The following is a 25792-nucleotide window of genomic DNA, read 5'->3' on the forward strand; positions in this document are numbered from 1 at the left end:
CATTAGCCAAGGCAGGCGAGGTCACAAACTTGCCACCGACGGCCAGGCTAGGGGTGCCCTGAATCTGGTAGGTGTTGGACAGTTCGTTGGCCTTGTTGGCTTTGGTCTGCACGCCAAAGGAGTTGAAGGTCTGCTCGAAGCGGGCCTTGTCTACGCCTTGTTGAGCAGCCCAAGCTGTGATGGTCTTGGCATCAAAGAGGCGTTCGCGCTTTTGGTGGATGGCGTCAAACACCTTGGGGTGCAGGTCCAGACGGTCCATGGCTTCCAGGGTGTAGTACAGCTTTTGCAGGTCGGTCATACCGGCATTAAAGGCGACCGGTACGCGACGCAGCACGACATTGTCGGGCAGACTCTTGGCCCAGACTTCAACCTTGGGTTCCAGAATGGCGCAGTGTGGGCAGCTGTAGGAGAAGAACTCCAGCACTTCCGTTTTGCCGACGCTGTCCGAGGGCTGAGCCGCAGGCAGGGTGACGTAGCCTTGGTTGGCTTGTTGAGCCAGCGCGCTGGTGGCGGGCAACAAAGTTGCCCCAGCCAATAGACTGGCACCGACCAGGGATCGTACAAACAATGCGTTCAGCTTCATGAATCAATTTCCTTAAGTGGGAAGATGAGGTCTATGACCTGTTCAATGGCGGAAAAGTTCACCTTGGGCCTGCGGTCAGAGCAAATTACTTAGGGCCGTACCACCGAAGTGTCAATTTTTTCCTCGGCCAGACGGCTGCGGGTCCGGTTCATTTCGTCTATGCCCTTGAAGGGGCCCATGCGCACGCGGTTGACGGTGCTGCCATTCACTTGGGCACTTTGCACCGAGGCGTCAAAGCCCAGCATCAACAAACGCGCCTTCATGGCTTCAGCGTCCGCATTGCTGCGGAAAGCGCCTGCTTGCAGATAGTAGGGAGTGGACGTTGTTGCAGGTTTATTGGCAGCGGCTGGGGCAGCTGGGGCCGGAGTTGCCGGTTTGCTAGCTGCTGGCGCCTGGGTAACAGGTGCTGCTGGGGTCACTGGCGCGTTCGCGGCCGGTGCAGCCGGAGCCGTGTTGCGTGTGTCGGGCTGACGTGCTGACTCCGTACCCATCGAAGGCAAGGTGGCAATCAGATCACCCAAGGCATCCGGAGCGGCAGGCTTGGGGCCGCTGGGCAGGGTGACAGGTGGTAAGGTCAGGCCGGGAATGGCACCGATGGCGGGCGGCGGGGTTTGGCCCGCCGAGCTGCCATACAGGTCCCGATTCGGATCCAGCAAATCCCGCCCTTCAGGCAAGGCAACGGTTGGGTTGTCCCGGCTGGCTTTGTCCACAAAGGGCATGGGCACTTTGGTAACAAACAGGGCGACTGCTACCGCAGCGCCCAGGCCCAGAATCAGGCCAATCAAAATGCCGGTATAGGTACCGCCGGAACTGCTGGATTTTTTACGTGCTCTTGCCATATCTGCCTATGGGTTTACATACGGTCGGGTGCGGACACACCCAGCAGGTTCAGACCGTTGCGAATGACCTGGGCGCAGGCTTGGGCCAGACGCAGACGGGCCAGACGCAAGGCCGTGTCGTCTACCGACACGCGCTCGGCGTTGTACCAGGAATGGAAGTCCGAGGCGCAATCGCGCAGCCAGAAAGCAATGTGGTGGGGAGCCAGCTCGCGAGCCGACTGGGCCAGCACATTGGGGTATTCGGACAGGCGTTGCAACAGGGCAATTTCGGTGGGGGCGGTCAGGGGCGAGATGTCGGCCTGGGGCACTTGGCCCAGCAACTCGGCCGACTGGTTCAACACAGAGTTGATGCGGGCGTGAGCGTACTGGATGTAGTAAACCGGGTTTTCTTCGCTCTTGGACAAGGCGAGGTCGATATCGAACACGAATTCGGAGTCGGCACGGCGCTGGATCAGGAAGAAACGCACGGCGTCCTGGCCCACCCATTCGATCAGGTCGCGCAAGGTGACATAGCTGCCTGCGCGTTTGGAAATTTTAACTTCCTGGCCATTGCGCACCACTTTGACCATCTTGTGCAGGATGTAGGCCGGGAATTCCTTGGGAATACCCAGACCCAGACCTTGCAGGCCAGCGCGTACGCGGGCGATGGTGCCGTGGTGGTCAGAGCCTTGAATATTGATGGCGTGGTGAAAGCCGCGCTCCCACTTGGCCACGTGGTAGGCCACGTCCGGCACGAAGTAGGTGTAGCCGCCTTCGGATTTACGCATCACGCGGTCTTTATCGTCGCCAGTGCCCAGTTCGGTGGTGCGCAGCCACAGCGCGCCGTCCAGCTCGTAGGTGTGACCGGCGTCGATCAGGGCCTGCACGGTTTTTTCAACCTTGCCGGAGGTGTACAGCGAGCTTTCCAGGTAGAAGTTGTCGAACTTCAGACCAAAGGCTTGCAGATCCAGATCCTGTTCGCGGCGCAGGTAGGCCACGGCAAAGCGGCGGATGTCTTCGATATTGTCCAGATCACCGCTGGCAGTAACGGACTGGCCATCGGCCGCTTGCACCGTTGCTCCAGCCTGGTAGTCGCGGGCAATATCCAGAATGTAGTCGCCCTTGTAGCCGTCAGCGGGGAACTGTTCGCTGTCGGGCTCGATCCCACGGGCACGAGCATGAACGCTGGTGCTCAGGTTGTCGATCTGGTTACCGGCATCGTTGTAGTAGAACTCGCGGGTCACGTCGTAGCCTTGCGAGCTGAATACGCGGCACAGCGAATCACCCAGTGCAGCTTGGCGGGCGTGTCCCACGTGTAAGGGGCCGGTGGGGTTGGCCGACACGAACTCCACCATCAGTTTTTCCTGGGTAGGAGCAATATGGCCAAAGTTCTCGCCCTGCTCGGCAATCGTCTGCAGGACGGCCTGATGCGTGGCGGTGGACAGGCGGAAGTTGATAAAGCCTGGGCCAGCGATTTCCGCTGCCGCCAACAAAGTGGCCGCGTTAGGATCGGCCAAGAGCGCATCGACAATTTGCTGAGCCAGCTCGCGCGGGTTGCGACCGGCTGGTTTGGCCAGTTGCATGGCAATATTGCAGGCTGCATCACCGTGCGCGGCCACTTTGGGGCGCTCCAGCGTGATGTTAGGTTCAGCCTCGGGCAAGATGGCACGGACGGCAGCCTGAAGGCAGGCGATTAATTGAGATTGTTGCTCAGCAAGCATAGGAAAGGTCTGGATTGGTAGAAAGACAACTGAGGCGGGTTGTCACCGCATCAGATGGAAGGCGCGACATTGGCCCGCCGGATAGCCCCACATGATAGCGTGATTTGACGCCAAATTCTTTTCAAGAAGCCTAGCGTTCCCATCCCAGGTGGTTCTGTAACCACGTATCGTAAGCGTCCATGTCTACCCAGCCCACCTGATTGTCGCCACGCAGACGCCAGTCATCGAAGCGCGTAATGAGTTTTTCCAGCGTGTTGCGTACTTCTCGACCCAAGGCAGGGTGGGAGTCTTGATACAGCAGGTCCTGGTCGTGACCGTGGTAGTCAACACGGCGTACTCCTTGTGTGCTCAGGCGCAGTCCGGGGCTACGCATGTCCTGCAAGATGGGGTGCAGGACGCTCAGATCGGTCTGGCTGAGTTCGGCCAGCGTCAGCCCTGCTGCGGTGGCTTGCCAATGCATCCAGGCCAGGGCCACTTTGTCCAGATCGCTGATGTCGCTGTTCTCCTCGGGCAAGATGCCGCCACCGATCTGACTATGAGCACCGATAAAAGGCATTTCCACTGCATTCATGGCCTGGGCCAGACCACTTAAGGGAAAGAGAATACGGTGCTCATGCATGGCGACGGCGTGCGCTACCCAGCTCCATGCTTCCGATACACCCAGCCGATATTGGGAGTTGCTCCAGCCGCCTAAACCGAACTGAGCCACTGTATCGAACAGTCCTAAAAAGCGGGGGGTGATGCAGGACCGGATAGCCCCACGTTGTGGATCATTCAGGACAAACCAGCCTTGCCGGGTATGGTCCAGAATCCGATTGGAAAAGTCCCGAGCCAGTGCCGCTCCGCGCGAAAAGCCCAATAGATCAACAGGGATTGCCGTTGGGGTTGGGCCTTGCTCTTGCATGCGATTCAGAAAGTTATTCCATTGAGATTCCAGAATACGGCCCGCTCGCCAGGCCGTCAGTGCATCCCAGTCGGCGGTCACTGGATTACCGGGGCCATCGCTGTAGTGCACCGCCCCATCCTGATACAACTGCGACAGTTTCCACACATTGCTTTTGGTGATGGGAGCTTGGCGTGTGCCATCAAAGGCAAACAGCAGCAGGCCGGTGGGATCGATATGGCGTAATGCTTGTTGCTGGGCATAACCTACAGCCTGAGTTTGCGGCCAAGGCCCAAGAGGATCGGGTTCCAGATACTGGCCGTGGCTGGGCAGATATGTGCGCAGCAGATTGTCATGCCAACCGGTAGCGGATTCTGCGTACTGACCCGGCAGGCGTAAATTGAATTCCAGAGTCTTCAACAGAATATTGGCCTGCCCCAAGGGGTTCAGGTCCGCCGCCCAGACGGGCTGGGCCTGTTGATTGCTAATCAGCCGTACTGCTCCCATCAAATCACTATGCAGGTAGTACAACTGCCCTTGCCCGTCGGCTTGATAAATAATCATGCCCACCGGGGTCAGTCCGGCATAGAGATAACGCCGGGACACAAGCTGGTCGGGTAGTGCAGGCAAATCCAGCTCGGCCATCAGTTGCTGGCCGTGAAAGAAAAAGGCTCGTTCTTGTTGCTTCTGCTGACGCCAGATTCGCTGTCCAAAGGCATCATGCTGATAGTCGACCAGAACGTGATCGGCTGATTGCACCCGTCGTAAACGGCGGTTGGGGCCGTAGTTCAGCTTTAGTGTGCCGACTGCTGTAGCCATCCCTGTGGGTGAACGCTGAATTGGAACCGCTGGTTCCGGAGAGCTTGCGACAAGGGCACCGCTTGGGTTCCAGGCCAGCCACTGCGCGGGCTCGGTCGTCCCCAGACGAAAGGCTATTAACTGGTTTTGAGAGTCGTAGTTCAATAGCCAATGATGTGTTTTTTGCAGTACCGGGTATTCATGCCGGTCCTCCAGCACCTTGCCCTGCTCATCCAGACGGCGCGACTGCGTCCAGACAGGGTTGCCATCCGGCTGTAAGAGCATCAGGTCTACTGTGTGGCCGTTGCGGGTCGCATGAGTTCTCAACTGCAGGCCATTCCCCCAGGCATAGCCTGCTTCTTGGGCTTGAATCACTGTCTGGCTGCGCCCTTGTCTGTCTGTCCATTCCAGTGACTGCAAACGGCCATTGCTGCTCCAGCGATAGCGAATCTGCCCCCCTTCCGGCAGCGTGTATTGGATCAGTCTGTGTTGTTCGTCGTATTCAAAGCGCTCGGTCCAGCTGCGTTCGGGGCTGTGCTTCCGTTCCAGGCGGCGCTCCTGCAATAAGCCAGCGCGTAGTTTGAGCCATTGCGTCTCGTAAGGATGATGGATGCGTAGCGCCCCGGGGCCGAGCCAGTCCAGTTCAGTGCGTTCAGTTTCCTGGCCCTGTCGATGTTCAATACGGCTTAAGCGCCCTTGCTGATCGTAGTCAATCTGCAGTGAGCCTTGCCCCGCATAATCGATACGCATCAGCTTATTTGCCGGGTTCCAGTAGCGTGTTTCACCGCCATGCTGTTTGCTTGCCCAACGTTGCAGGCGTCCTTGTGTATCCAGATCCAGCGTCAGTGGTCCCCAGCCGCCTTGCTTTTGTTGAAGCTGGGATAGCGAGCCATTCGCACGCCGCTGAGCCCGCCAAGGTCCTGCTTGTAGCCATCGTCCTTGCGGGTCGTACAGCCACTCTGTGCTGTGAGGCGGGCAGCTTTCACACAAGCGGCTTTCGAGTTTCTGCAGTCGACTCTGGCCTTGATAGTTACGGTAGTGGAAACGATGCCGCTCCGTGCCTATGGCCCATTCACTCTGGCCCGGCTCATAATGAGCGCTCCACTCCTGATTGAAGGCGTGAGAGATCAAGCGACTGACGCGCCCTTGTGCGTCGTACTCCCATTTTTGTATGGGTTGCGCAGGCTGGTCGGGCGCTTGCAGGCTGCTGCCACCCAAACGATGCGCCCAAGGCACCGGGGCTGGATGGTAAAGGCGCTGCATGCCATCGGGTCGACTGACGCTAGCGAGCCAGACTTGCTGATCGTGTTGTTCCAGATGCAGATGAAACGTCCCGGCAGGAGTTTGAATAATGAGGGCGTTGCCTTTACCTTTGCTTTTGTCGATGCTGTTGTCTCTGTCTGGGTGCTGAACCTGGGCTTGAGCTTGAGCTTGAAGCCCTACCTGCATGCCTTGCTCCCAATTGAACTCCAGCGCTTGCCCCAAATGATTACGCACAGTCTTTATCGAATGAGGGTGGGGATGGCTCTCCGGCAAGCGCTCTATATCCAGCCATTGCTGTGTGGAAACACGGGCATGGATTAACCAGCCTTGTTCGTTAAAGCGCAGCACCAAACCTTCAGGCCCTTGCCAGAGCCAGCCAGAACGCTGTGCTTGCGCGGGTGGGAACAGACGGGTTTGTCGACCATCAGGCATGAAAAGAGCATGGCCTTGCTGGCGCAACTGCAGGTCATAACTCAGGGCCCAGCCCGTATACCCAAGCGTGGGTGTAGGATTGCGCCCTTGCCCATTCCAATGACGCTGCAATTGCAGCAAAGGCCAGGCTTGGCTAAGCGGCAGATCCGTGTCGCTCTGGTATTTGTGCCCACTTAGAAAATCGACGGGATTGAGTAAACCCATATCTGGCGCGGGCTCGGCGTGTTCGCCCAGTGCAGCAGCAGGCGCGCACTGGGTCGAGGCCGGAGGTAAGGGACATTCCAGGGTGGTTTGCGACCAGGCCCAGGCTGGCAAGGCGGCCACGAGCAAGATTAGCCATTGCAGAAGCGCGGCAAGCATGAAGGACTCTCCAAGACAGGGGAAATCCTGCTATCTTGCAGGGGTGTGTATCCTGAAAGTCGAGTCGGAAACACAAAGATCCATAAGGAGAAACCGTATGTTAGTCGTCTTTAAAAGTAAAGCCGCCGCCGATGTTCTGATGTTCGCTGAGCATGCCATGCCTATTCTCCGGGCCGCGGGGCGCTCCTACCCTGATGGTTTGCCTGAGCGTGGTGTGTTCACCCCCGAGCAGTTATCGGACGCTATCGGCAATATCGAAAGAGCAGTGGGACAAGATCGGGAACATAAAAAAGCTCCCCATGAGGACGAGGACCAGGAAAAAGAACACCCGATCTCGCAGTCGGTCAGCTTTGGTCAACGCTCTTATCCCTTACTGGATATGTTGCGTCAGGCCAATAACAGTGGTGTCCCCGTGATGTGGGAACCCGCAGATAGCTCCTGGTAGTTCCTCAAATGTCGGCCCGCCGACAATTTGGAGGGCCGACTTTGCTTAAGCTCCACAGTTGATCTATTTCTTTTCGGAGATCGTCTATGAGCGCTATGGTGCTTGTGATCTTTAGTCCTCGCCAGCACATAGAGCTGGTCACACCTATACAAACCATCGATCCGGATAGCGGCAAGCAATCACGCGACTGGTTCGATCAAACCTGGCAAGCGCTGGGCTGTGAGCCTTTGCGGGCCAGCGGCAAGGTGCTTTTGCTGGACAAAATTATGGGCGTGGCCGATGCCCTGGGTTACACGCTGCTGTCACAAGACGATGAGCGCGCCCAGGAGTTTGCGCGTCATTGTCTGCAAGCGGTGGGCTCTATGCAGGTCACCGTGGATTTGCCGGGATTGGCGGTTACTTACTGACCAGGTTCAAGCCAATAGAAAACCGGCTCTTTAGGGCCGGTTTTTTTATATCGCGAATGAATATGGCATTTTGAGTCGCCCACGAAAAACCCGCCTTGTGGGCGGGTTGCAAGCAGAGCGACGATAAGTCGGCTGCGAGTAGCGGTTCGGGCGCGGCCAGGGTTGGCCGGGCGGGCGCTTGGGTGGGATCACCACCCAAGACGCGATATAAAGCCGGTATTAAGCCGTTGTGGTCTCAGTTTCGTGCTGGGCGATGGTGTGGCGGTTAACCGCGCTCAAGATCGCCAGGAAGGACGACGTCACGATGTCGGCATGAATGCCCACACCAAAGCCCGATGGGCTGTCGCCAATCCGCATTTCCACGTACGCAGCAGCGCGGGTTTCAGCACCGGAACCAATGGCGTGCTCGCTGTAATCCATGATTTTGATGGACAGGTCCAGCGCGTTCACAAAGGCAGAGATTGCACCTTCGCCGGCACCCTTCAAGGTGCGAACCTGACCGTCTTGCTCGACATCCACTTCAATCGTGAACTGTTGGCCGCTGTCGGCATGAGGTTGGCTGACGATATTGTGCTTGAGCAGCTTGTAGTGCTTTTTGCAGTTCAGGTATTCGGATTCAAAAATACCGTAGACGTCGGCAGTGGTAACTTCCTTGCCCGACGAGTCCGTCACACGTTGAATGGCGCGGCTAAATTCGATTTGCATACGGCGTGGCAAGACCAGACCGTGTTCTTGTTCCAGCAAGTAGGAAACACCGCCCTTGCCCGACTGGCTGTTGACGCGGATAACCGCATCGTAGCTGCGGCCCAGGTCGGCCGGGTCGATAGGCAAGTAAGGCACTTCCCAGAGCTCGTCGGCTTTTTGTTGGGACAAGCCTTTTTTGATGGCGTCCTGGTGGGAGCCGGAGAAAGCGGTAAAGACCAAGTCGCCCGCGTAGGGGTGACGTGGGTGTACAGGCAACTGGTTGCAGTACTCGGCAGTGCGACGCACTTCGTCAATGTCCGAGAAGTCCAGCTCAGGGTTCACGCCCTGGGTGTACAAGTTCAGGGCCAAGGTTACCAAACAAACGTTACCGGTGCGCTCGCCGCTACCGAACAAGCAGCCTTCGATACGGTCAGCACCGGCCATGACGGCCAGTTCAGCGGCGGCCACAGCGGTGCCACGGTCATTGTGCGGGTGCACGCTCAGGGTGACGTTGCTGCGCTGGTCCAGATTGTTGTGCATCCATTCGATCTGGTCGGCGTACATATTGGGCGTGGTGGCCTCAACCGTGGCGGGCAAGTTCAGGATGACACGCTCGTCGGCGGCAGGAGCCCAGGCTTTGACGACGGCATTACACACGTCCAAGGCAAATTCAGGCTCGGTAGTGCTGAATACTTCGGGCGAGTACTCGTAGCCCCATTGGGTTTGCGGGTACTTGGCCACTTCGTTTTTGATCAAGCGGGTGCCGGTCAAGGCAATTTCCTTGATCTCGTCTTTGCTCAAGTTAAAAACGATCTTGCGAAAGGCGGGGGCGCAGGCGTTGTACAAGTGAATGATGGCGCGCTTGGCACCGGCAGCCGCTTCAGCGGTGCGCTTGATCAGGTCTTCACGCGATTGCGTCAACACGATGATGGTGACGTCTTCGGGGATACGGTTTTCTTCAATCAGCTTGCGAACGAAATCGAAGTCGGTCTGCGATGCGGAAGGGAAACCGACCTCGATTTCTTTGAAACCGATTTTGACGAGCTGCTCGAAAAAGCGCAGTTTGCGAGCCACGTTCATAGGCTCGATCAAGGACTGGTTGCCATCACGCAAGTCGGTGCTCATCCAGATGGGCGCTTTGGTGATGCGCTTGGATGGCCAGGTGCGTTCAGCGAAGTCGCGATCAAAGGCGACAAAAGGACGATACTTTTGAGAGGGATTGTTCAGCATTGCCATGGGGATACCTGTCGGACAAAAAGTGTTTAATAACTTCTTGCCGTCACCAGCGATTCAGCATTTACGTAGGCCGGTGGCGGCACAAATAACGTAGATGTGGCTGAGAATTGGCTGCCGAACTGCCACAGGACACTAGGCCCGGCAACCGGACGCTAGTAGTAGCAGGCAGGATAGGCTGGAGGCAGGGGCCGTAGAACGGCCGTCACGCACGGAACGCGACAGAGCGGTTTCAGCGGCTTGGCTGAAACCCTGACAGGCGTAGGAAGATTGGCGTGCGTGAGTCATGACCGTTAGTCAAACACAAAAAAAACAGGAAGGCAAGCTTTAGGCTTGTACTTCGTGGCGTTCATAGTCGGCTTGTAACAGGCGGCTGTGCTGCTCGGCCAGTTCCATTTTGCTAAAGCGGCCTGCACGCAACTCACCGTAAGCGCGTTGTAAATCGCCCACAGTCAGCGGGCTGCGCTGGTCGGGCCAGCACCATAAAATCACTTCACGGGCCGGACGACTTAATGAGCGGGCCAGTTGAGCCACGGTTGTCTGGTCGATAATGCGTTGCTGGTTGCGCCGCATGACAGCTTGTACGAAGCCATACAAAAGATAGGCAATAATGAGGGTTATGACGCCCACAACCGTCCACCAGAAAAACGGGTTGTATTGCTTGATCAGCGCCAGGTTTTGAATACTGAGTGCTTGCAGGCCGGAGTAATCCAGACCACGCCCGAAGCTGATAAGACGGTTGAGCAGGTCCCACCAGATAATGGCAACCACGATAGTGACCACGGTGCAGGTAATAGTGGCGGTGGCGCAAAGCTTAAAAAGCGTGTTGCGCAGAGCCTGACTATCGTTCGAGGTGGGTGTCTGGGCGTTGTCGGTTTTCATGGAAATGATTGTACCTATGCTTACGCGTCAGTCACTAGATTTACGCCAGCAGCAGACGCTGGTTTTGACGCCGCAATTGCAACAGTCTATTAAAGTGTTGCAGCTATCGGGGGCCGAGCTGGAGCAGGAATTGGCTCAAGCTTTGCTGGACAACCCTTTGCTGGAGCGTCTGGACGTGCAGGCGGATGTTGTCGCCGAGCCATTGCCCGAAGCCGCTTCGGACGAGGCGGAATCCTCGTGGGCGAGCCTGGAGTTTCCCAAGCATCAGGGCGATTCGGATGATCCGGACTGGACCCCGGAGTCGGCTGTTGTCCAGGATCTGGCCGCGTACCTTCGCGAGCAATTGGGACTGTTGCGTTTGAGCGACCGTGACCGGGTGCTGGCACAACTACTGATCGATGAGCTGGACGATAACGGCTACCTACCCGTGTCCTTGGACGAGGTCCTGGCCTGCCTGCCCGACGAGCTGGATATTGATGAAAGTGATCTTCGTTGTGCCTTGGCCCAGGTGCAGTCGTTGGAGCCGGCCGGTGTCGGTGCGCGGGACCTGTCTGAATGCCTGGGCTTGCAGTTGATGCAGCAGGCCGATCAGCTAGAGCCATCTTTATTGGATTGCGCTCGCTACCTGGTGCGCGAGCATGTCGGCATCCTGGCCTCCCCTAGTCAATTGCGACAACGCAGTACGGGCCATTACTCGGCCGATCTGGTGGAGCGTGCTCATCATCTGGTCTTGAAGCTGGACCCCAAGCCGGGTCGTGCCTGGACACAAAACGTCTCGGCTTATGTGGTGCCCGATGTGCTGTTGGTCCGTGCGAAAGACCGTTGGCAGGCCGCTTTAAACCCCTTGGCGGTGCCGCGCCTGCAATTGGTGAACCTGCACGACTATGAAATTGAGGCTCATCCGGCCCTGCTGGCTGAGCGTCAAAAAGCTACCGGTTTGCTGCGCAGTGTGAACAGTCGCTTCGTAACGATTTTGCGAGTGGCGCAAGCGATTGTGCAGATGCAGCAGGCATTCTTTACGCAAGGGGTGTCGGCCTTGCGACCCATGCAACTGGCCGATCTGGCTGCCGAGCTGGATCTACATGAATCCACGATTTCACGCGCAACGCGGCAGAAATACATGCAGACACCGCATGGCGTTATGGAGCTTAAACAGTTCTTTACCGTGGCGCTGACCAGTACCGATGGCAAGGAAGATATGTCCGCGGCCTCGGTACGGGCGCAGATTGTGCAGATGATTCGGGATGAGTCGCCCAGCAAGCCTTTGTCTGATCAGCAGATTACCGATCTCTTGCAGGCCCAGGGCCTGACTTTGGCACGACGTACGGTGGCTAAATATCGCGAGGCGGAAGGCTTGGCACCGGCTTCGCAGCGCAAGATGCGAGCGGCTGCCGGGGTCTAGGAGCCTTAGTGTCCAAGTCTGGGGCCTGCGGCTTCAGACTTTAGGTAAGACCGTTAAAACAATAAAAAAAACAGGGCCTGCATACACGCATGAACAGGCCCTGCAAAAGCGGAGTTAGACCCTGTCAGCCAGACGGAGTACTGGATGACAGGGGTGTCGCTGGTCTACTTAGAATTTCATGGTGGCCGAGGCCAGGAACGTACGAGGTGAGCCTTGGCCATTGCTCAAAGGCACCACCCAGTAGGCTTTATTGCCCACGTTTTCCAGGCTGGCTCGCAAGGTCACTTCCTTGCCAGCAAAGCGGGTTTTGTAGCGCATGCCTAGATCGTAGGTTGTCACGCCCGGCATGTAGTAGCTGTTGCTGGCGTCCGCGTATTGCTTGGACTGGCTGTTCAGATTGGCATTCAAGGTCAGGCCCTGAACAAAGGGCGTATCCCATTCAATACCCGCCTTGGCGACCCATCGGGACAGGCCCACGGCATTGCGACCTTCCGTATCCGGGTTGCTGGCTTTGCGGATTTTGGGGTCCAGGTAGGCGATACCGCCTGTCAGACGCCAGTTCGTGGCGATCTGGCCAAACACCTGCACTTCCACACCGCGGTTACGCTGGCGACCGTCGTAGCTCAAATTAGGTTTGCCATTGATACGTTCGGGTGTCTCGTAGCTATTGGGCTGGGTAATGTCGAACAGGGCCGCCGTCAGGGCGTAATCACCGCTGTCGTACTTCATCCCGATTTCGTATTGACGAGTTTTTTGTGGTGCGAAGATTTGGCCTTCGTTAGCGTAGTCGTCGCCCACAATCATGCCCTGGGTCAGTCCTTCGGCGTAGTTGGCGTACAGCATCCAGTCGTCACGCAACTGCCAGACACCAGCAATGGTGGGCGTCAGGGCATTCTTGCTGTAGTTATCACTCTTGCCGCTTTTATCCTTGGTGCTGACCCATTGCTGGCGCAGGCCCAAAGTTAGCTGATACTTACCGTCCGCAAAGGACAGGGTGTCGGCTAAGGCTGCACTATATAAATAGCTGACGTTAGGCGCACTTAGTCCATTCATCGGGACATAAGGGCGCGCCGGGTAGTCCGGGTCGTAGATATTGATGGTTTCGGACCAGCCTTTGATGGACGTGTTGTCGCTGCGTGAGCTTTTACGGTTCCAGTCCACCCCGGCGCTGATGGTGTGGTGCACGGAGCCGGTATCAAAGTTGTAGAACAGGCCGCTATTGGCGGCCAGGTTGTAGCCTGTGTTGTTGCGACGGGTGGCTGCTAGTTTTAGGTCACCTGCCTCGTTCAGCAAGGTGCTGCCCTTGGTGTTGTAGTTGCTCATTTCGGACTTGCTGTAACCAGCCGACCCGTAGACGGCCAGCTTGTCGCTGGCAGCCCAGTCAGCACGCATCAGCGCCGTGGTTTCACGCGTCAGGCCAGCAGCCCAAGGTACACCCAGCAAGACATTGCCTTTGGGTGGGGTGGGCAGCGGGTTCTTGTCCAGACCCTTGGCCAGCCGTACACCTCGGTTCAGGCCGGAAATGTATTCTTCCAGGTGATACAGATCGGCGGATAACTTGACCGAACCCAGGCGGTAGTCGGCCCCTAAGGAGATCAGTTTGTCGCGGTTGGTCCGGTGGTCCACCACACCCTCACCGTCTTTAAAGACACCGTTCAGACGCAGACCCAGCTCATTGGCTTCGCCAAACCGACGGCCTAAATCCAGATGAGTCCCAAACTGGGATGGCTGGATGTAGGACATGGTGACGTTGGTAATGGGATCATCTGTCGCACGCTTGGACACCAGGTTGATGGAGCCGCCCACATCATTGCTGGCATTCATGCCATTCAACACTGCCGATGGGCCTTTGAGAATTTCTAAACGCTCTGCGATGGCCATCACGCGGCGGCCACTGGTCAAACCTTGCAAACCATTTAGAGACACGTCACCGGCACGGAAACCCCGTATGTACATGGTGTCTTTGCCGCCGGTTCCACCCGCACCCGGTGTTTGTACAGAAGGGTCGTTCTTGCTGATCAGAATGCGCAGCTCCTGACCTTGCAAATCTTCGATGTAATCGCTGGTGTAATTGATGGTGCTGAACGGAGTGTTCATGACATCCCGGTTGCCCAGCAAACCCAGATTCCCGCCGGTGGCGACATGATTGCCTTCGTAAGCAGGCGGCAAATCAATGTATTCGCTGGCTTTGACTTCAATGGTGGACAAAGACGTAACCGGGGGAGCATCGGAGGATTGTGCCCAACTGCTGCCTGCACTGAGCAAGCTCAGGCCAACAAGATAAGAAATGCGCATGAGTCTGTAAGTTAAATGGAAATAAAAATGATTCTCATTAATGTTTCATTTGTAGCATTTGCTTGTAGGTGGTTCAAGTAGTTAGGTGCCTTTGTGATATAAAAACGACCCTAAAAAACTTAGGGATATAAAGAGGCGGATCGTGCGATTTCCCCTCGAAATCGGTTGGAAATCAGGGTTTTAGGGGGGGGGGTGAGCACTATCCGGGTGCGCCTGACAAGGCGGTGGGAGTTCGTCCCATGATGCGAGTTTGGAAAAACAGACGATGCTGTTTGCAAGGGAAAGGCAAAGGGAGGACGGCTCCCGGCAAATAGGGAGCGACTCACGAAATTGTTTTTTTGTAGCCTGAGCAGGCTTGAGTTGTGCTTCGTTACTTGTCGACTTCGACTTCGACTTCGACTTCGACTGCGGGCGGTAGGCGGCTGCGTAAGCCCCCTTCTACAGCCGCTCGCCCTATCTATCGCGCCTAGCTAAATAGCCAGGGTTCCTGTGCCCTGCGTTGCTGCTCGTAGGTCTGGATCTGATCCATTTTCTGCTCCGTCACGCTGATATCGTCCAGCGCCAGCAGCAGGCGGCGGCGACGTTCCAGCTCCACCTGGAAATGAATGTGCTGATCAGGACCGGTCAGCGTGCAGGCCTCCAGATCCACCGTCCATTCATCCCACGGGTTTTGGGCGGCAGTGGTGAATAGAGCATCAATCTGTTCTGCACTAAGCTGTATAGGCAACATGCCGTTTTTAAAGCAGTTATTGCGGAAGATATCGGCAAATGAAGGGGCAATAAGCACGGAAATGCCTAAGTCGCTCAGCGCCCAGACGGCGTGTTCACGGCTGGAGCCGCAGCCAAAGTTCTCGCGACCCAGCAGAATCCGGGCCCCTTGCGCCGTGGGCTGATGCAGGCAAAAGCTGCGGATCGGCTCACGCTCTTCCAGTGCTTTGCCGGGGTAGCCAATATCTGCGTAACGCCAGTTATCGAAGGCATATTGTCCAAAGCCGGTACGAGACAGTGAGGTCATGTATTGCTTGGGCAAAATAGCGTCGGTGTCCACATTGGCGCGGTCCAGGGCGATCAGGCGCGAACGCACTGAGGTGAAAGGCGTGTTCATACGGCGTCCCAGTTACGTATATCGACAAGGTGGCCTGCAATGGCGGCAGCAGCGGCCATGGCGGGACTCATCAGATGTGTGCGGCCCAAAGCGCCCTGCCGACCTTCAAAGTTACGGTTGGAGGTGGATGCGCAGCGCTCGCCCGGATTCAAGCGATCTTCGTTCATCCCCAGACACATAGAGCAACCGGGCTCGCGCCATTCAAAACCGGCATTCAGGAAAATCTTGTCCAGACCCTCTTGTTCGGCCTGACGTCGCACCAAACCGGAGCCAGGGACGACCAGGGCCTGCAGTACATTGCTGGCCACGCGTTTGCCTTGAATCATGGCAGCGGCGCTACGTAGATCTTCAATGCGGGCATTGGTACAGGAGCCAATAAAAACGCGATCGATAGCGATGCCTACCAGTGGCTGGCCTGCTTGTAGGTCCATATAGTTCAGTGCGCGTTGGGCGTCGGCCTGTTTGCCCGTGGCTGCTGTGTGTGGATCAGGGACAAACTGATCGATGGCCGCGGCCATATCAGGCGAGGTACCCCAAGTCACGGTGGGAGCAAGCTGGGTGGCGTCGATCAACAAGTGCTGGTCGTAGTGGCAGCCTTCGTCACTGAGCAGCGTGCGCCAGTAGCGCTCTGCTTTGTCCCATTCTGCGCCCTTGGGGGCCAGGGGGCGGCCCCGGACATAGTCCAGGGTTTTGTCGTCTACGGCGACCAGACCGATGCGCGCACCGGCCTCGATGGCCATATTGCATAAGGTCATGCGCCCCTCCATGGACAAAGCGCGAATGACGGGGCCCGTGAATTCGATGGCACAGTCGCGCCCACCATCGGCACCCAGGCGGGCAATGATGTGCAAAATCAGATCTTTCGCTGTGCTGGTGGCAGGCAACCTTCCCTGTACATCCACCTGTAGCGTACGCATGCGTTTTGCGGCCAGACATTGGGTGGCCATCACGTGTTCGACCTCGGAGGTGCCAATGCCAAACGCCAAGGCCGCAAAGGCACCGTGCGTGCTGGTGTGTGAGTCCCCCGCGACGATGCTGGAGCCGGGCAATGTCATGCCCTGCTCTGGCCCGATCACATGGATGATGCCTTGGCGTTCGTCATTCAGCCCAAAATAGCGCAGGCCAAATTCACGGCTGTTGATCTCCATCTGGTCGATCTGTGCCTGAGCCAAAGGATCGTCCAGGCGTTGATTTCGGCGACGGGTGGGCACGTTATGGTCCACCGTGGTCAAAGCGGTATCAGGGCGGCGGACAGTGCGGCCTGCCAGACGCAGGCTCTCGAAAGCCTGCGGACTGGTGACTTCGTACAACAACTGACGGTCTATGTAGATCAGATCGTGCTCATCGTCCACCGCAGCGACTCGGTGCGCATCCCAGAGTTTTTGGAAAAGAGTGCGGGTTCGGCTCATTGGCACACCTTCAAGGCGTAGGCAGGCCCCGCTTTGTGCAGGCGGCTTTGTATGGGTTCTTGCGTCAGTGCGGCAATTTCTTCGGCTAAGGGCTGTAGAGCTTCCAGGTTCAAGCCAGTGTTTACTCCGCTGATCTGGAACATATGGGCCATGTCCTCCAGGCTGGCATTGCCACTGGCTCCCGGAGCATAGGGACAGCCGCCCAGGCCCGCTAACGCGGCATCAAAGCGCCGCCCACCTTCGCGGTACGCGGCCCAGGCATTGGCCAAAGCCAGCCCGCGAGTATCGTGGAAATGACCAGTGACGCCTTGCTCGCCATATAGGCTCAGTGCGGCTTGGGTCAGGCGTTCCACATCGGCGGGGGAGCCCATGCCCGTGGTGTCGCACAGGCTGATGGAACTGGCGCCCATACGCTGGACTTCCTGCATTAGGGCAATGACATGGGCAGGTGCGACAGCACCGGTAAAGGGGCAGCCAAAGGCGGTGGACAGAGAAACGTTCACAGGTGTGCCGCCTGCTGCACTTATTACTTGCTCCAGCTGTGCCAGGGATTGCGCAATCGTCATGCGCAGATTGGCCTGGTTATGTGCTTCGGAGGCAGAGAATACAAAATTCAGCTCATCCATCTTGGCTGCCAAAGCACGCTGTGCACCACGCAGATTGGGCACCAGAGCGGTGTAGCAAACCTGTGGGTTGCGTGCGGTCAGGCTGGCCAGCTCGTCGGCATCTGCCAGCGAGGGAATGGCTTTGGGCGAGGTGAACGAGGTCAGCTCGATCTTGCGTACACCACAGTGGGGCAGTGCGTGGGCAATGCGTAGTTTGTCCGGGGTAGACACCCAGCGGGGCACGATTTGCAGGCCATCACGCAAGGTGACGTCGGTGATTAATACGGTATTCATTCTACAATTCCTTGTTCGCGCAACGCTTGGCGGCGCTCTGGGGCCATGCCCAGCTCTTGCAGGATGCTGTCTGTGTGTTCGCCCAGTTCGGGCCCCAACCATTGGGTAGCGCCAGGGCTACGGCTGAGCTTGGGCACAATGCCGGGTATGGTCAGTTCCTGGCCGTCCTCCAGTTTGTGTTTCTCCAACATGCCGCGTGCTTGATAGTGCGGGTCGTGGAGAATATCGGCAGCGGTGTAGATGCTGCCGCTGGGGACTTCGGCCTGCTCCAGGGCGTGCAGCACGTCCTCCAGACTGCGTGCGGTTGTCCAGTCGCTAATGGTCTGGTCCAGCATGGCGCTGTGCTCAACCCGTCCGGCGTTGTCGGACAAGCTTTCGTCACTGGCCAGATCGGGTCTGCCCATGGCCTGCATCAGGCGGATAAAAATGGCATCGCTATTAGCGGCAATCACCACCCATTTGCTGTCGCCGGTGGGGTAGGTGTTGGAGGGGGCGATTCCGGGCAGGCTGGCCCCGGTGCGTTCACGCTGATGGCCGTTCAGTTGATAGTCCGGAATCAGGCTTTCCATGATGGCAAAGACGGATTCGTATAACGCCACATCAATCATCTGGCCCTGCCCGCCTTCTTGACGAAGATGGTGCATGGCCAGCAGCGCGCCTATGGTGCCGTACAGCGAAGCCAGCGTATCGCCCAGACTGACGCCCGCTCGTACAGGCGGGCGATCGGGGTAGCCAGTGCCATAACGCAGGCCACCCATGCATTCGGCGATGGCGGCAAAACCGGGGCGGCGGTGATAGGGACCGTCCTGCCCATAGCCAGAGACGCGCACCATGATCAGGCGTGGATTCAGCGCATGTAGCGTTTCCCAGCCCAGGCCCCAGCGTTCCAGTACGCCGGGACGGAAGTTTTCAATGATGATGTCGCTTTGCAAAGCCAGCTCACGGGCGATTTCCTGGCCCTCTGCCTGCCGTAGATCCAGTGCAATGGAGCGTTTGTTGCGGCTTTGCACACGCCACCACAGGGATGTGTCTTTGTGCAGTTGGCGCCAGCGGCGCAATGGGTCGCCCTTGCCGGGCGGTTCAATCTTGATGACGTCGGCGCCGAATTGGGCCAGCAGGCTGCCTGCGTAAGGGCCGGCAATCAGTGAACCCAGCTCTAGGACTTTGATGCCTTTCAGGGGTGGTTCGGCAAATGTGTTCTTATCCATTCTTGTTTCCTCCAGATATTGATTCTGGTATAGAAAAAGAAAGTGGAAAAGCAATCAAATATTATGCTGCCATCGTAAAAAACGTGGGTGGAAAAACAAAACCCGCACAAGGCGGGTTTTGTTTTTAAAGCGTTCTAGGTAACCAAAGAATGATTTCCGGGAATATGGTCAGAATGATAATCGCCAGAATCTCCAAACCTACAAAAGGCAACGCACCTCGGGTGATTTGCTGTAGCGATATCTGTGGGGCAATGCCCTTGATAACATAAAGATTTAATCCGACAGGTGGGGTGATCACCGCCATCTCGCAGGCAATAATCATCACAATGCCAAACCATAATGGGTCATAACCCAAGGCCACAATGACCGGCAATAAGACAGGGGTGGTAATCAGGATAAGAGAAACAATATCCAGAAACATGCCCACAACAATCAGAAACAGCAGCACGAATAATAAAATGACCCATGCTGGCTGAGACGAAGCGGTAATGAGCGCCACCAGTTTTTGCGGAATCATCAGACGAGTCATGATGTAGCCAAACAGCAGTGCGGCAGCCAGAATCAGCAAAATCATGCCACTGGTCACAGCGGTAGAGCGCAGAATCTGCATGGCCGTGCGCCAGTTCATTTCCTTGTAGGCGATGGCAATGATGAACGCACCTGCGGCACCAATACCGGCAGCTTCTGTGGGTGTGGCGATACCCATATAGATCGTGCCCAGCACCAGCAAAATGAGCAGTGCAGCGGCCCAAATATCTTTGAAGGCCCCCAGTTTTTGGGACCAGGTTACGGTTTCGGCATTGCGGGGCGCGGATTCAGGTTTGAACACGGCTACCAGTACCACATAGATCACCATCATGACGGTGACCATCAGGGCCGGCAGCAAGGCCCCAATGAACAGTTTGCCGATGGATTGATCCGCCATTTCGCCATAAAGCACAAAGCCAATGCTGGGAGGAATTAGCAGTGCCAAGGCCCCCGCTGCTGCAATTGTGCCACCGGACAGGCTGGGCGAATAGCCGCGCTTGAGCATTTCAGGAATGGCAAAGCGGCCAATGGTGGCGGCGCCGGCCACGCTGACCCCGCTCATTGCCCCAAACACGGCTGAGCTGCCCACGCTGGCAACGGCCAGGCCACCCGGCATACGGTTCAACCATAGATAGAACAGTTGATAGAGTTTGCCACCGATGCTGGTGCGGGCAATGACTTCACCCATCAGGATAAACAGCGGGATGGCGATCAGGGAGTAGCTGGCCATGCCACGGTGCAGCGTGGCGGGAATGACGTCCAGGCCACCCAGGCCGGATTTCATGAGAATGCCGGAAATACTGGCAACGCCTAAGGCGGCAAAAATAGGTGTGCCTATGACCATCAGAATGGCGAAGCAGGCCATCATGAGGCTGAAGATGAGCATGGAATCCATGTCAGAACTCCTTGATACTGTCGTTGGATTCCACGCTGTTCGGAATGAACAGCTGGCGCAGGGTTGCCAGACCTAGCAGTGAGCCGCCCAGCGGGATCATGCCGTAGGCCATCCACAGGGGGAAACGCAGCATGGAGGCCGAACGGTAATTGCGTGCAAGGGCTGTTTCTACCACCGAAATACCCGCCCACAACAGCACCAGGCAGAAAAATAGAATGCACAGTTGCGAGATGCAGGTAGCCAGACGTTTGCCGCGTGGCGAGAACTTCATATGGAAGGCTTCGACACTGACGTGGCGGTTTTCCAAATGGACCCAGCCAACAGACAGCCAGGAGCAGACCAGCAGCAGGTACACGCAGATTTCCGTAATGTAGATGCTGGGACTGTTAAAGACGTAGCGCGCAATGACGCCGTAGGCGCAGGCAATCATCAGGGCGGCCAGTGCCACCTCGGCCACCACAATGGCGACACGATTGCTGCCGCGCGCAAATGCGCCCAGGGAATGAATAAGTGGATTCATGGTGTCTCCACACGAGGGATGCACGCTGGGTTTCACCCAGCGTGCATTCACGCGTGATCAGGGCTGGCGGGTTTTTTCGATCAGTTCCAGGTAAGCAGGACCGTTATCGACTTGCTTGCTCCACTCATCAATGGCGGGGCGGGTCAATTGACGCATCTCTTCCAGTTGGGCAGGCTCAACACGGTTGATGGTCACGCCAGCTTGCTCGTAGCGTTGCAACGCGTGGTCCACAAAGGCACTGACGCGTTCAAACTGCTCTTGGTCGCGCTGGTTGGCTGCTTTGCTGATGATCTCTTGCAGATCTGGTGGCAAGGATTCCCACTTTTTGCGGTTGATGGTCAGCACAGACACGTCGATCCCGACGTTGGCAATGGACAAGAACTTGGCCACTTCGTACAGATTGCGGCCAATGCCGGTCAGCAGTGGGCGTGGGGTAGCGTCGATCACACCGCGGTCAAAGGCCAGGTACAGCTCGGACGACGGCATGCCGGTGGGCGAGCCACCCAGCAATTGCAGGGCGCGTGCATCCATGGAGCTGGTCGAGGCCCAGACTTTGCCTTTGACGTCCGCAGCCGAGTTGATTGGAGTCTTGCGGCTGTAGAACTCGTATGGATCCCAAGGGGCCAGACCCAGCACCACGGCATCGTGCGTGTCGCGCAGTTCTTGTTCAGCACCCAGCTTGAACAGGCCTTGATCCAGCGCACGTTTCAGGTGGGCGGTGCTGTCAAACAGGAATGGCAAGGTAAAGATGTTCAGCGCCGGTACCGTGCCGCTGGGGTAGGTACTGGTCATGTTGACGATGTCCACGTCACCACGCGACAAGGCAGGCAATTCCTCGTAGCCGTCGAACAGCTGGCCGGAATGGAACACATTGATCTTGATGCGGCCCTGGCTTTCTTTCTCTACCGTCTGAACGAAGTTCTCGATAGGTTTCCAGGCGTATTCGTAGGCAGGCGGCAAGTAGGTGGAAAAGGTCAGTTCGACCTCTTGGGCGTGGGCAGGCGAGATGCCTAGCGCCAGGGTGCAGGCGGCCAGAGCCGCTGTCAGGGCTTTTTTCATGGATGTCTCCTGTGGTTTTCTTGTTGTGTGCAACGCTTAAAGCGTTTGCAGATGCTGGATCAGTTGTGCCGAAGGCATAACTTCGGCGTACTTGCTGGCCATATCGACCAGATTGCTGCGATGTTGGGCTGCCGAGCGGTCAGCCACCGCATCTTCAGCCACGAACGGGGCAAATCCCGACTGCAAGCTATCCACAACGCTGGCACGAACACAGCCACTGGTCGTAGCACCGGTCACGATCAGCATGTCGCAGCCCTGATGAGCCAACAACGCAGGCAAAGGTGTGCCATAAAAGGCGGAAGCCTGGGTCTTGTAAAGGATGATGTCTTGTTCGGGGTCGTAGTCCAGCCGTGGGTCCAGCTCACAGGCAGACGTGCCACGCAGCAGACAACGCAAGGACGAGGCCTTGGTTAACCACAGGTTGGCGTCGGCCAGATGAGGCTCATAGCCGATGATGGTGAAAATAATGCGGCCCTTGCCCCGCATGGCGCGGATCAAGGCGTTGGTCTGCTCGATCTGGCTGTCGCAGTTTGAGGCCAGCGGGGTCAAGCCCGGCTCGGTGAACCCACGTTGAAAATCAATGACGACCAGAGCCGGCTGTTGACCTAGCGGCAGGGTGCCGTCAAACCCCCCTTTTAGATTATCGCTGTCGCGCATCTTGTCTCCCTCTTATATTTACCTGACTTAAATAATCAGGTTCCGTATTATTTGCGTAGTCTGTCATCGCTAATGACGTGAGTACAGCGTCAAATTGCGATGGTGCTATCGCAATTTATGATGGCAAAGCGCTTGTCGCCCTAGCCTTCATAGGATGGAATACTGGCTTATGAACATTGATCCCAAGTCCCTTCGGCTTTTTCTGTTGGTTATTGAACGCGGCACCATTTCGGGTGCTGCCGAGCAATTTCATATAGCACCTGCGGCAGTCAGTAAACGGCTGAGCGATCTGGAAGAGCAACTGGGTACTGCGCTGATCGAGCGCAGCAATAAAGGCGTTCTCCCCACCGCGGCGGGTAAGTCATTGGCCGCTCTGTCGCAGCGTCTGCTGGATGATATGGATGCGATGGGCGCGTCGATGCGCGATTTTGCGGGTGGTGCGACGGGGCATGTGCGGATTGCGGCCAACCTGTCTTCCATCACCCAGTTCCTCCCCCAGGCCTTGAGCTCCTTTATGGAGCGTCATCCCAAAGTGAAGGTGTCGCTGGAGGAGCGCATCAGCTCCGGAGTCGCCCAGGCGGTGGCAGATAACAATGCGGATCTGGGGGTGCTGATACGAGGCGTGGGCAGTGTGGAGGTGGAGTACTACGATTATCGGCAGGACGAGCTGGTTTTGCTGGTACCCGCGCATCATCCCTTAGCCGGGCGAGCGGAACTGCCTTTTGTCGATACTCTGGATTTTGACTACGTAGGGATGCACACGGGTAGTCATCCGAATCTGTTGCTGTTACGGGCGGCCAGCGAGCTGGAACGAACGTGGCGTTGCCGTGTGCAGGTGACCAGCTACGATGCGCAGTGCCGCATGATAGAGGCTGGTTTGGGCATAGGTGTGCTGCCGCGTTCAGTGGCCGAGTCCTATGTGCAAAGCCTGGGTTTGGCCTTATGTGTGATCAAGGAGCCCTGGACCTGTAGGCGCGTGGCTCTGTGTGTGCGCAGTCGCCATAGCCTGTCCCCCGCCGCTCGTTTACTGATGGATCATCTGTTGCAGAACTGATGTGTTGCGTACTGTGGACGCTGCCTTAGGCCTTTTGGGGTCCAGTCTGATCAGGGCTCATAGAGCCGTAGCGGAAACAATACGTTCTTAATGAGAATGACTATTGATCTTTTCAAGTTTCTTGATAATAATGGTTCTCATGTTTATTTGCATATGTAATGCCATCACCGAGCGGCAAGTACAAGAAGCAGTACGCGGCGGCGCTGCCAGTCTGGCAGATCTTCAGGGCCAGTTGGGCGTTGCTTCTTGTTGCGGATGCTGTGCGGAAACGGCTCAGGACTACTTGCCCGGCGGGCGCTATGCCAATCAAGCCATGATTGCCAGCGTTAGTGCAGCCCGGGTGGATCATGCCGCCAACGACAGCCTGATCCCAGCTCCCGAGTTCGGCCGCCTCGTCTGCCGCGCCTGATTAGGCATTTTTCTCGGTTTTCATCATTCCTGCTATTGCTAGTGGGAATGATTGTTGTTAGTCCTGTTACTAACCCAAAAGTGCAACGCTTTCTGGGTGTTTAGCCGTTTTTTAAGCCATCGCCTCTGCGTGCATGGTAGCCTGTGACATTCATCCCCCCCACTGCTTTTGACCTGTCGTCGCCTTGTGTGCGAGCCAGGTTGGGGCCGGTTTGTGGGGGTTCGGCGGTTCCTTGGGGGGAGCGCCGTCAGATTTACAGGAGAACAGCATGTTTGGCGATAAAGTGGTAATTCAGCACCTGAACAAGCAGCTAAAGAACGAACTAACAGCAATCAATCAATACTTCTTGCACGCTCGCATGTTGAACCATTGGGGCTTTACCAAGCTGGGCAAGCACGAGTATGACGAGTCCATCGGCGAGATGAAGCATGCCGATCTGCTGATCGAACGTATCTTTATGCTGGACGGCCTGCCTAACCTGCAGGACATGCACAAAATCATGATTGGCGAGAACGTGCCTGAGCTGCTGGGCTGTGACCTGAAGCTGGAACAGGCCGCCCGTCAGACCGTGGTGGAAGCTATCGAATACTGTGAGTCCTCGCGTGACTACGTGTCGCGTGATCTGTTCTTGAAGATTTTGGACGACACCGAAGAGCATATCGACTGGCTGGGCACGCAGCTTGAGCTGATCGAAAAAGTCGGCTTGCCTAACTACCTGCAATCGCAGATGGGCGAACACGGCGAGTAAGCGGCAAACCTTGCCAGCTTGATATCGGCAAGCGATGAAGCTACTGCTCTAGAAGTAAAACACCCCATAGCCTGGATGAACTCCAGTGCTATGGGGTGTTTTTTATGGCTACCGTATTGCTACGGTTTCAGTGTTCTAAGGTTGAATCGGCGGGAAGTACGTTAATGTCTGTCCCAGACCTCACAACAGCAGTAGTACAACCGGGATGTGGACCAGCAATTGCACAAAGGTGAAACCGATCAGGTCACGCGCCAGCACGACCAGAACAATAATCAGAAAAGGGCTGTATTCCAGCCATTCGCTTGACCGCTGCGGCTTAGGTGTTTCAGGCACGACCACCGTAGAGTCGATACCGCAGGCCGCTGCCTCTTTGGCGCTGCCTTTACCGGGAGCCGTGGCATAAGCCACGATCAGTGACACCACCATCAGGACCAGAAGCATCAGACCCGACTGCCACAGGAAAATGGTCTCCGTAAAGGGAATGACGCCGGTGATAGCTAGAATTGAGGGGGGCAGGCTGGCCGGGTTGGCTTGCAACTGCGCGGCCGGCGAAGACAGGCCCAATGTCCAGACGGCTCCCAAGCCTAGATAGGCAGCGGCACCGGCTGCGCGATAATCCATTTTCAGGTCCGTGCGTCGGGCTAATGCTTTTACCAGCAAACCACCAAACACGAGGCTCAGCCCCCAGTTCAGCAAAGAGGCCACCATAGATATGATGGCGACCCAGGCGACAGCGGAGCGACCATTGCGAGGTACCGCTGCACAAATATCAATCAAGCGCGATGCGGGCTTGGAACTGGCCACCACATACCCACCGATGACCACAAATGCCATCTGCATCGTGAAGGGGATCAGGCTTCAGAAACCATCACCAAATGCCTTGGCCGTCGCCGTGACGGGGGCGCCAATGGCCAATGCTGCCACGGTCACAATCAGTATGGCCAGGGTCGCAAATACCCATGAATCCGGGAACCAGCGTTCAGCCCAACTTGCACAGCGCATCGCAAAACGTGCTGAGCGGCTTTCTTATAATGCTCCAGACATAAAGTGCCCTCCACTTATTGATATAAAAACAAGCAGCCTGCCCTCTTTCTG

General features: G+C 56.8%; 23 protein-coding genes. 6 read left to right on the forward strand and 17 right to left on the reverse strand.

Translation table 11 applies throughout. From position 1 onward, the window contains the following. From IE156_RS16605 to IE156_RS16620, 4 genes are all read right to left on the reverse strand, one after another. On the reverse strand, nucleotides 1-583 hold a 583-nt coding region (locus IE156_RS16605), incomplete at its 3' end, for a thiol:disulfide interchange protein DsbA/DsbL (RefSeq protein WP_189393758.1). Between the two features lie 89 nt (nucleotides 584-672). Further along, the gene (locus IE156_RS16610) at nucleotides 673-1422 is read right to left on the reverse strand and encodes an SPOR domain-containing protein (RefSeq protein ID WP_189393759.1); all 750 of its coding nucleotides are present in this window, start codon (nucleotides 1420-1422) and stop codon (nucleotides 673-675) included. 14 nt (nucleotides 1423-1436) lie between these two features. Next, on the reverse strand, nucleotides 1437-3122 hold the full coding sequence (gene argS / locus IE156_RS16615; protein WP_189393760.1) for an arginine--tRNA ligase: 1686 nt from the start codon (nucleotides 3120-3122) through the stop codon (nucleotides 1437-1439). 130 nt (nucleotides 3123-3252) lie between these two features. After that, nucleotides 3253-6858 carry a phospholipase effector Tle1 domain-containing protein gene (locus IE156_RS16620; RefSeq protein ID WP_189393761.1) on the reverse strand — a complete coding sequence of 1202 codons (3606 nt, stop codon included), beginning with the start codon at nucleotides 6856-6858 and terminating at the stop codon, nucleotides 3253-3255. A 97-nt stretch (nucleotides 6859-6955) separates the two neighbouring features. Here IE156_RS16620 and IE156_RS16625 point away from each other — a divergent pair, with 97 nt between their 5' ends. Both IE156_RS16625 and IE156_RS16630 read left to right on the forward strand, forming a co-directional pair. Continuing rightward, nucleotides 6956-7303 carry a DUF1840 domain-containing protein gene (locus IE156_RS16625; protein ID WP_189393762.1) on the forward strand — a complete coding sequence of 116 codons (348 nt, stop codon included), beginning with the start codon at nucleotides 6956-6958 and terminating at the stop codon, nucleotides 7301-7303. A gap of 86 nt (nucleotides 7304-7389) precedes the next feature. Continuing rightward, nucleotides 7390-7710, forward strand: a complete 321-nt coding sequence (locus tag IE156_RS16630) for a hypothetical protein (RefSeq protein ID WP_189393763.1) — start codon at nucleotides 7390-7392, stop codon at nucleotides 7708-7710. A 219-nt stretch (nucleotides 7711-7929) separates the two neighbouring features. Here the strand turns inward: IE156_RS16630 and leuA are convergent, their stop codons facing one another. Further along, complete coding sequence (gene leuA / locus IE156_RS16635; RefSeq protein WP_189393887.1) at nucleotides 7930-9624, reverse strand: 2-isopropylmalate synthase; 1695 nt, start codon at nucleotides 9622-9624, stop codon at nucleotides 7930-7932. A gap of 330 nt (nucleotides 9625-9954) precedes the next feature. Then, nucleotides 9955-10509: a hypothetical protein gene (locus IE156_RS16640; protein ID WP_189393764.1), complete on the reverse strand. Its 555-nt coding sequence runs from the start codon at nucleotides 10507-10509 to the stop codon at nucleotides 9955-9957. Between the two features lie 16 nt (nucleotides 10510-10525). On the opposite strand from IE156_RS16640, the gene rpoN reads away from it, so the two are divergent. Further along, a complete protein-coding gene (rpoN, locus tag IE156_RS16645) occupies nucleotides 10526-11911 on the forward strand; it encodes an RNA polymerase factor sigma-54 (protein WP_189393765.1) in 1386 nt (461 codons plus the stop codon). A gap of 168 nt (nucleotides 11912-12079) precedes the next feature. Here the strand turns inward: rpoN and IE156_RS16650 are convergent, their stop codons facing one another. The 9 genes from IE156_RS16650 to IE156_RS16690 form a co-directional block, all read right to left on the reverse strand. Then, a complete protein-coding gene (locus IE156_RS16650) occupies nucleotides 12080-14206 on the reverse strand; it encodes a TonB-dependent receptor (protein ID WP_189393766.1) in 2127 nt (708 codons plus the stop codon). A 466-nt stretch (nucleotides 14207-14672) separates the two neighbouring features. Continuing rightward, a complete protein-coding gene (gene leuD, locus IE156_RS16655) occupies nucleotides 14673-15311 on the reverse strand; it encodes a 3-isopropylmalate dehydratase small subunit (RefSeq protein ID WP_189393767.1) in 639 nt (212 codons plus the stop codon). Then, entirely contained in the window at nucleotides 15308-16720 is a 1413-nt protein-coding gene (gene leuC, locus IE156_RS16660; protein WP_189393768.1) for a 3-isopropylmalate dehydratase large subunit, read from the reverse strand. Before leuC ends, leuD begins: the two co-directional genes overlap by 4 nt. Then, entirely contained in the window at nucleotides 16717-17619 is a 903-nt protein-coding gene (locus IE156_RS16665; RefSeq protein WP_189393769.1) for a hydroxymethylglutaryl-CoA lyase, read from the reverse strand. Before IE156_RS16665 ends, leuC begins: the two co-directional genes overlap by 4 nt. After that, complete coding sequence (locus IE156_RS16670) at nucleotides 17616-18827, reverse strand: CaiB/BaiF CoA transferase family protein (RefSeq protein ID WP_189393770.1); 1212 nt, start codon at nucleotides 18825-18827, stop codon at nucleotides 17616-17618. Before IE156_RS16670 ends, IE156_RS16665 begins: the two co-directional genes overlap by 4 nt. Before the next feature lie 124 nt (nucleotides 18828-18951). Then, nucleotides 18952-20250: a TRAP transporter large permease gene (locus IE156_RS16675; protein ID WP_189393771.1), complete on the reverse strand. Its 1299-nt coding sequence runs from the start codon at nucleotides 20248-20250 to the stop codon at nucleotides 18952-18954. A gap of 1 nt (nucleotide 20251) precedes the next feature. After that, nucleotides 20252-20770, reverse strand: a complete 519-nt coding sequence (locus tag IE156_RS16680) for a TRAP transporter small permease (protein ID WP_189393772.1) — start codon at nucleotides 20768-20770, stop codon at nucleotides 20252-20254. Nucleotides 20771-20827: 57 nt separating this feature from the next. Further along, nucleotides 20828-21829, reverse strand: coding sequence for a TRAP transporter substrate-binding protein (locus IE156_RS16685; protein ID WP_189393773.1), 1002 nt, complete (start codon nucleotides 21827-21829; stop codon nucleotides 20828-20830). Nucleotides 21830-21865: 36 nt separating this feature from the next. Next, entirely contained in the window at nucleotides 21866-22486 is a 621-nt protein-coding gene (locus IE156_RS16690) for an isochorismatase family protein (protein WP_189393774.1), read from the reverse strand. Nucleotides 22487-22655: 169 nt separating this feature from the next. Between IE156_RS16690 and IE156_RS16695 the strand changes: the two genes are divergently transcribed. From IE156_RS16695 to bfr, 3 genes are all read left to right on the forward strand, one after another. Beyond that, entirely contained in the window at nucleotides 22656-23540 is an 885-nt protein-coding gene (locus tag IE156_RS16695; RefSeq protein WP_189393775.1) for a LysR substrate-binding domain-containing protein, read from the forward strand. A gap of 139 nt (nucleotides 23541-23679) precedes the next feature. Then, nucleotides 23680-23949: a (2Fe-2S)-binding protein gene (locus IE156_RS16700; protein WP_189393776.1), complete on the forward strand. Its 270-nt coding sequence runs from the start codon at nucleotides 23680-23682 to the stop codon at nucleotides 23947-23949. 268 nt (nucleotides 23950-24217) lie between these two features. Beyond that, nucleotides 24218-24697, forward strand: a complete 480-nt coding sequence (gene bfr, locus IE156_RS16705; protein ID WP_189393777.1) for a bacterioferritin — start codon at nucleotides 24218-24220, stop codon at nucleotides 24695-24697. Between the two features lie 180 nt (nucleotides 24698-24877). Here bfr and IE156_RS16710 read toward each other — a convergent pair whose 3' ends face one another. Both IE156_RS16710 and IE156_RS18655 read right to left on the reverse strand, forming a co-directional pair. Then, on the reverse strand, nucleotides 24878-25552 hold the full coding sequence (locus IE156_RS16710; RefSeq protein ID WP_444541882.1) for a TIGR00366 family protein: 675 nt from the start codon (nucleotides 25550-25552) through the stop codon (nucleotides 24878-24880). Nucleotides 25553-25555: 3 nt separating this feature from the next. Next, nucleotides 25556-25699, reverse strand: coding sequence for a hypothetical protein (locus IE156_RS18655; protein ID WP_268248118.1), 144 nt, complete (start codon nucleotides 25697-25699; stop codon nucleotides 25556-25558). Nucleotides 25700-25792: the final 93 nt, after the last annotated feature.

The sequence above is a fragment of the Alcaligenes pakistanensis genome, from assembly GCF_014652815.1.
GTDB lineage: Bacteria > Pseudomonadota > Gammaproteobacteria > Burkholderiales > Burkholderiaceae_B > Alcaligenes > Alcaligenes pakistanensis.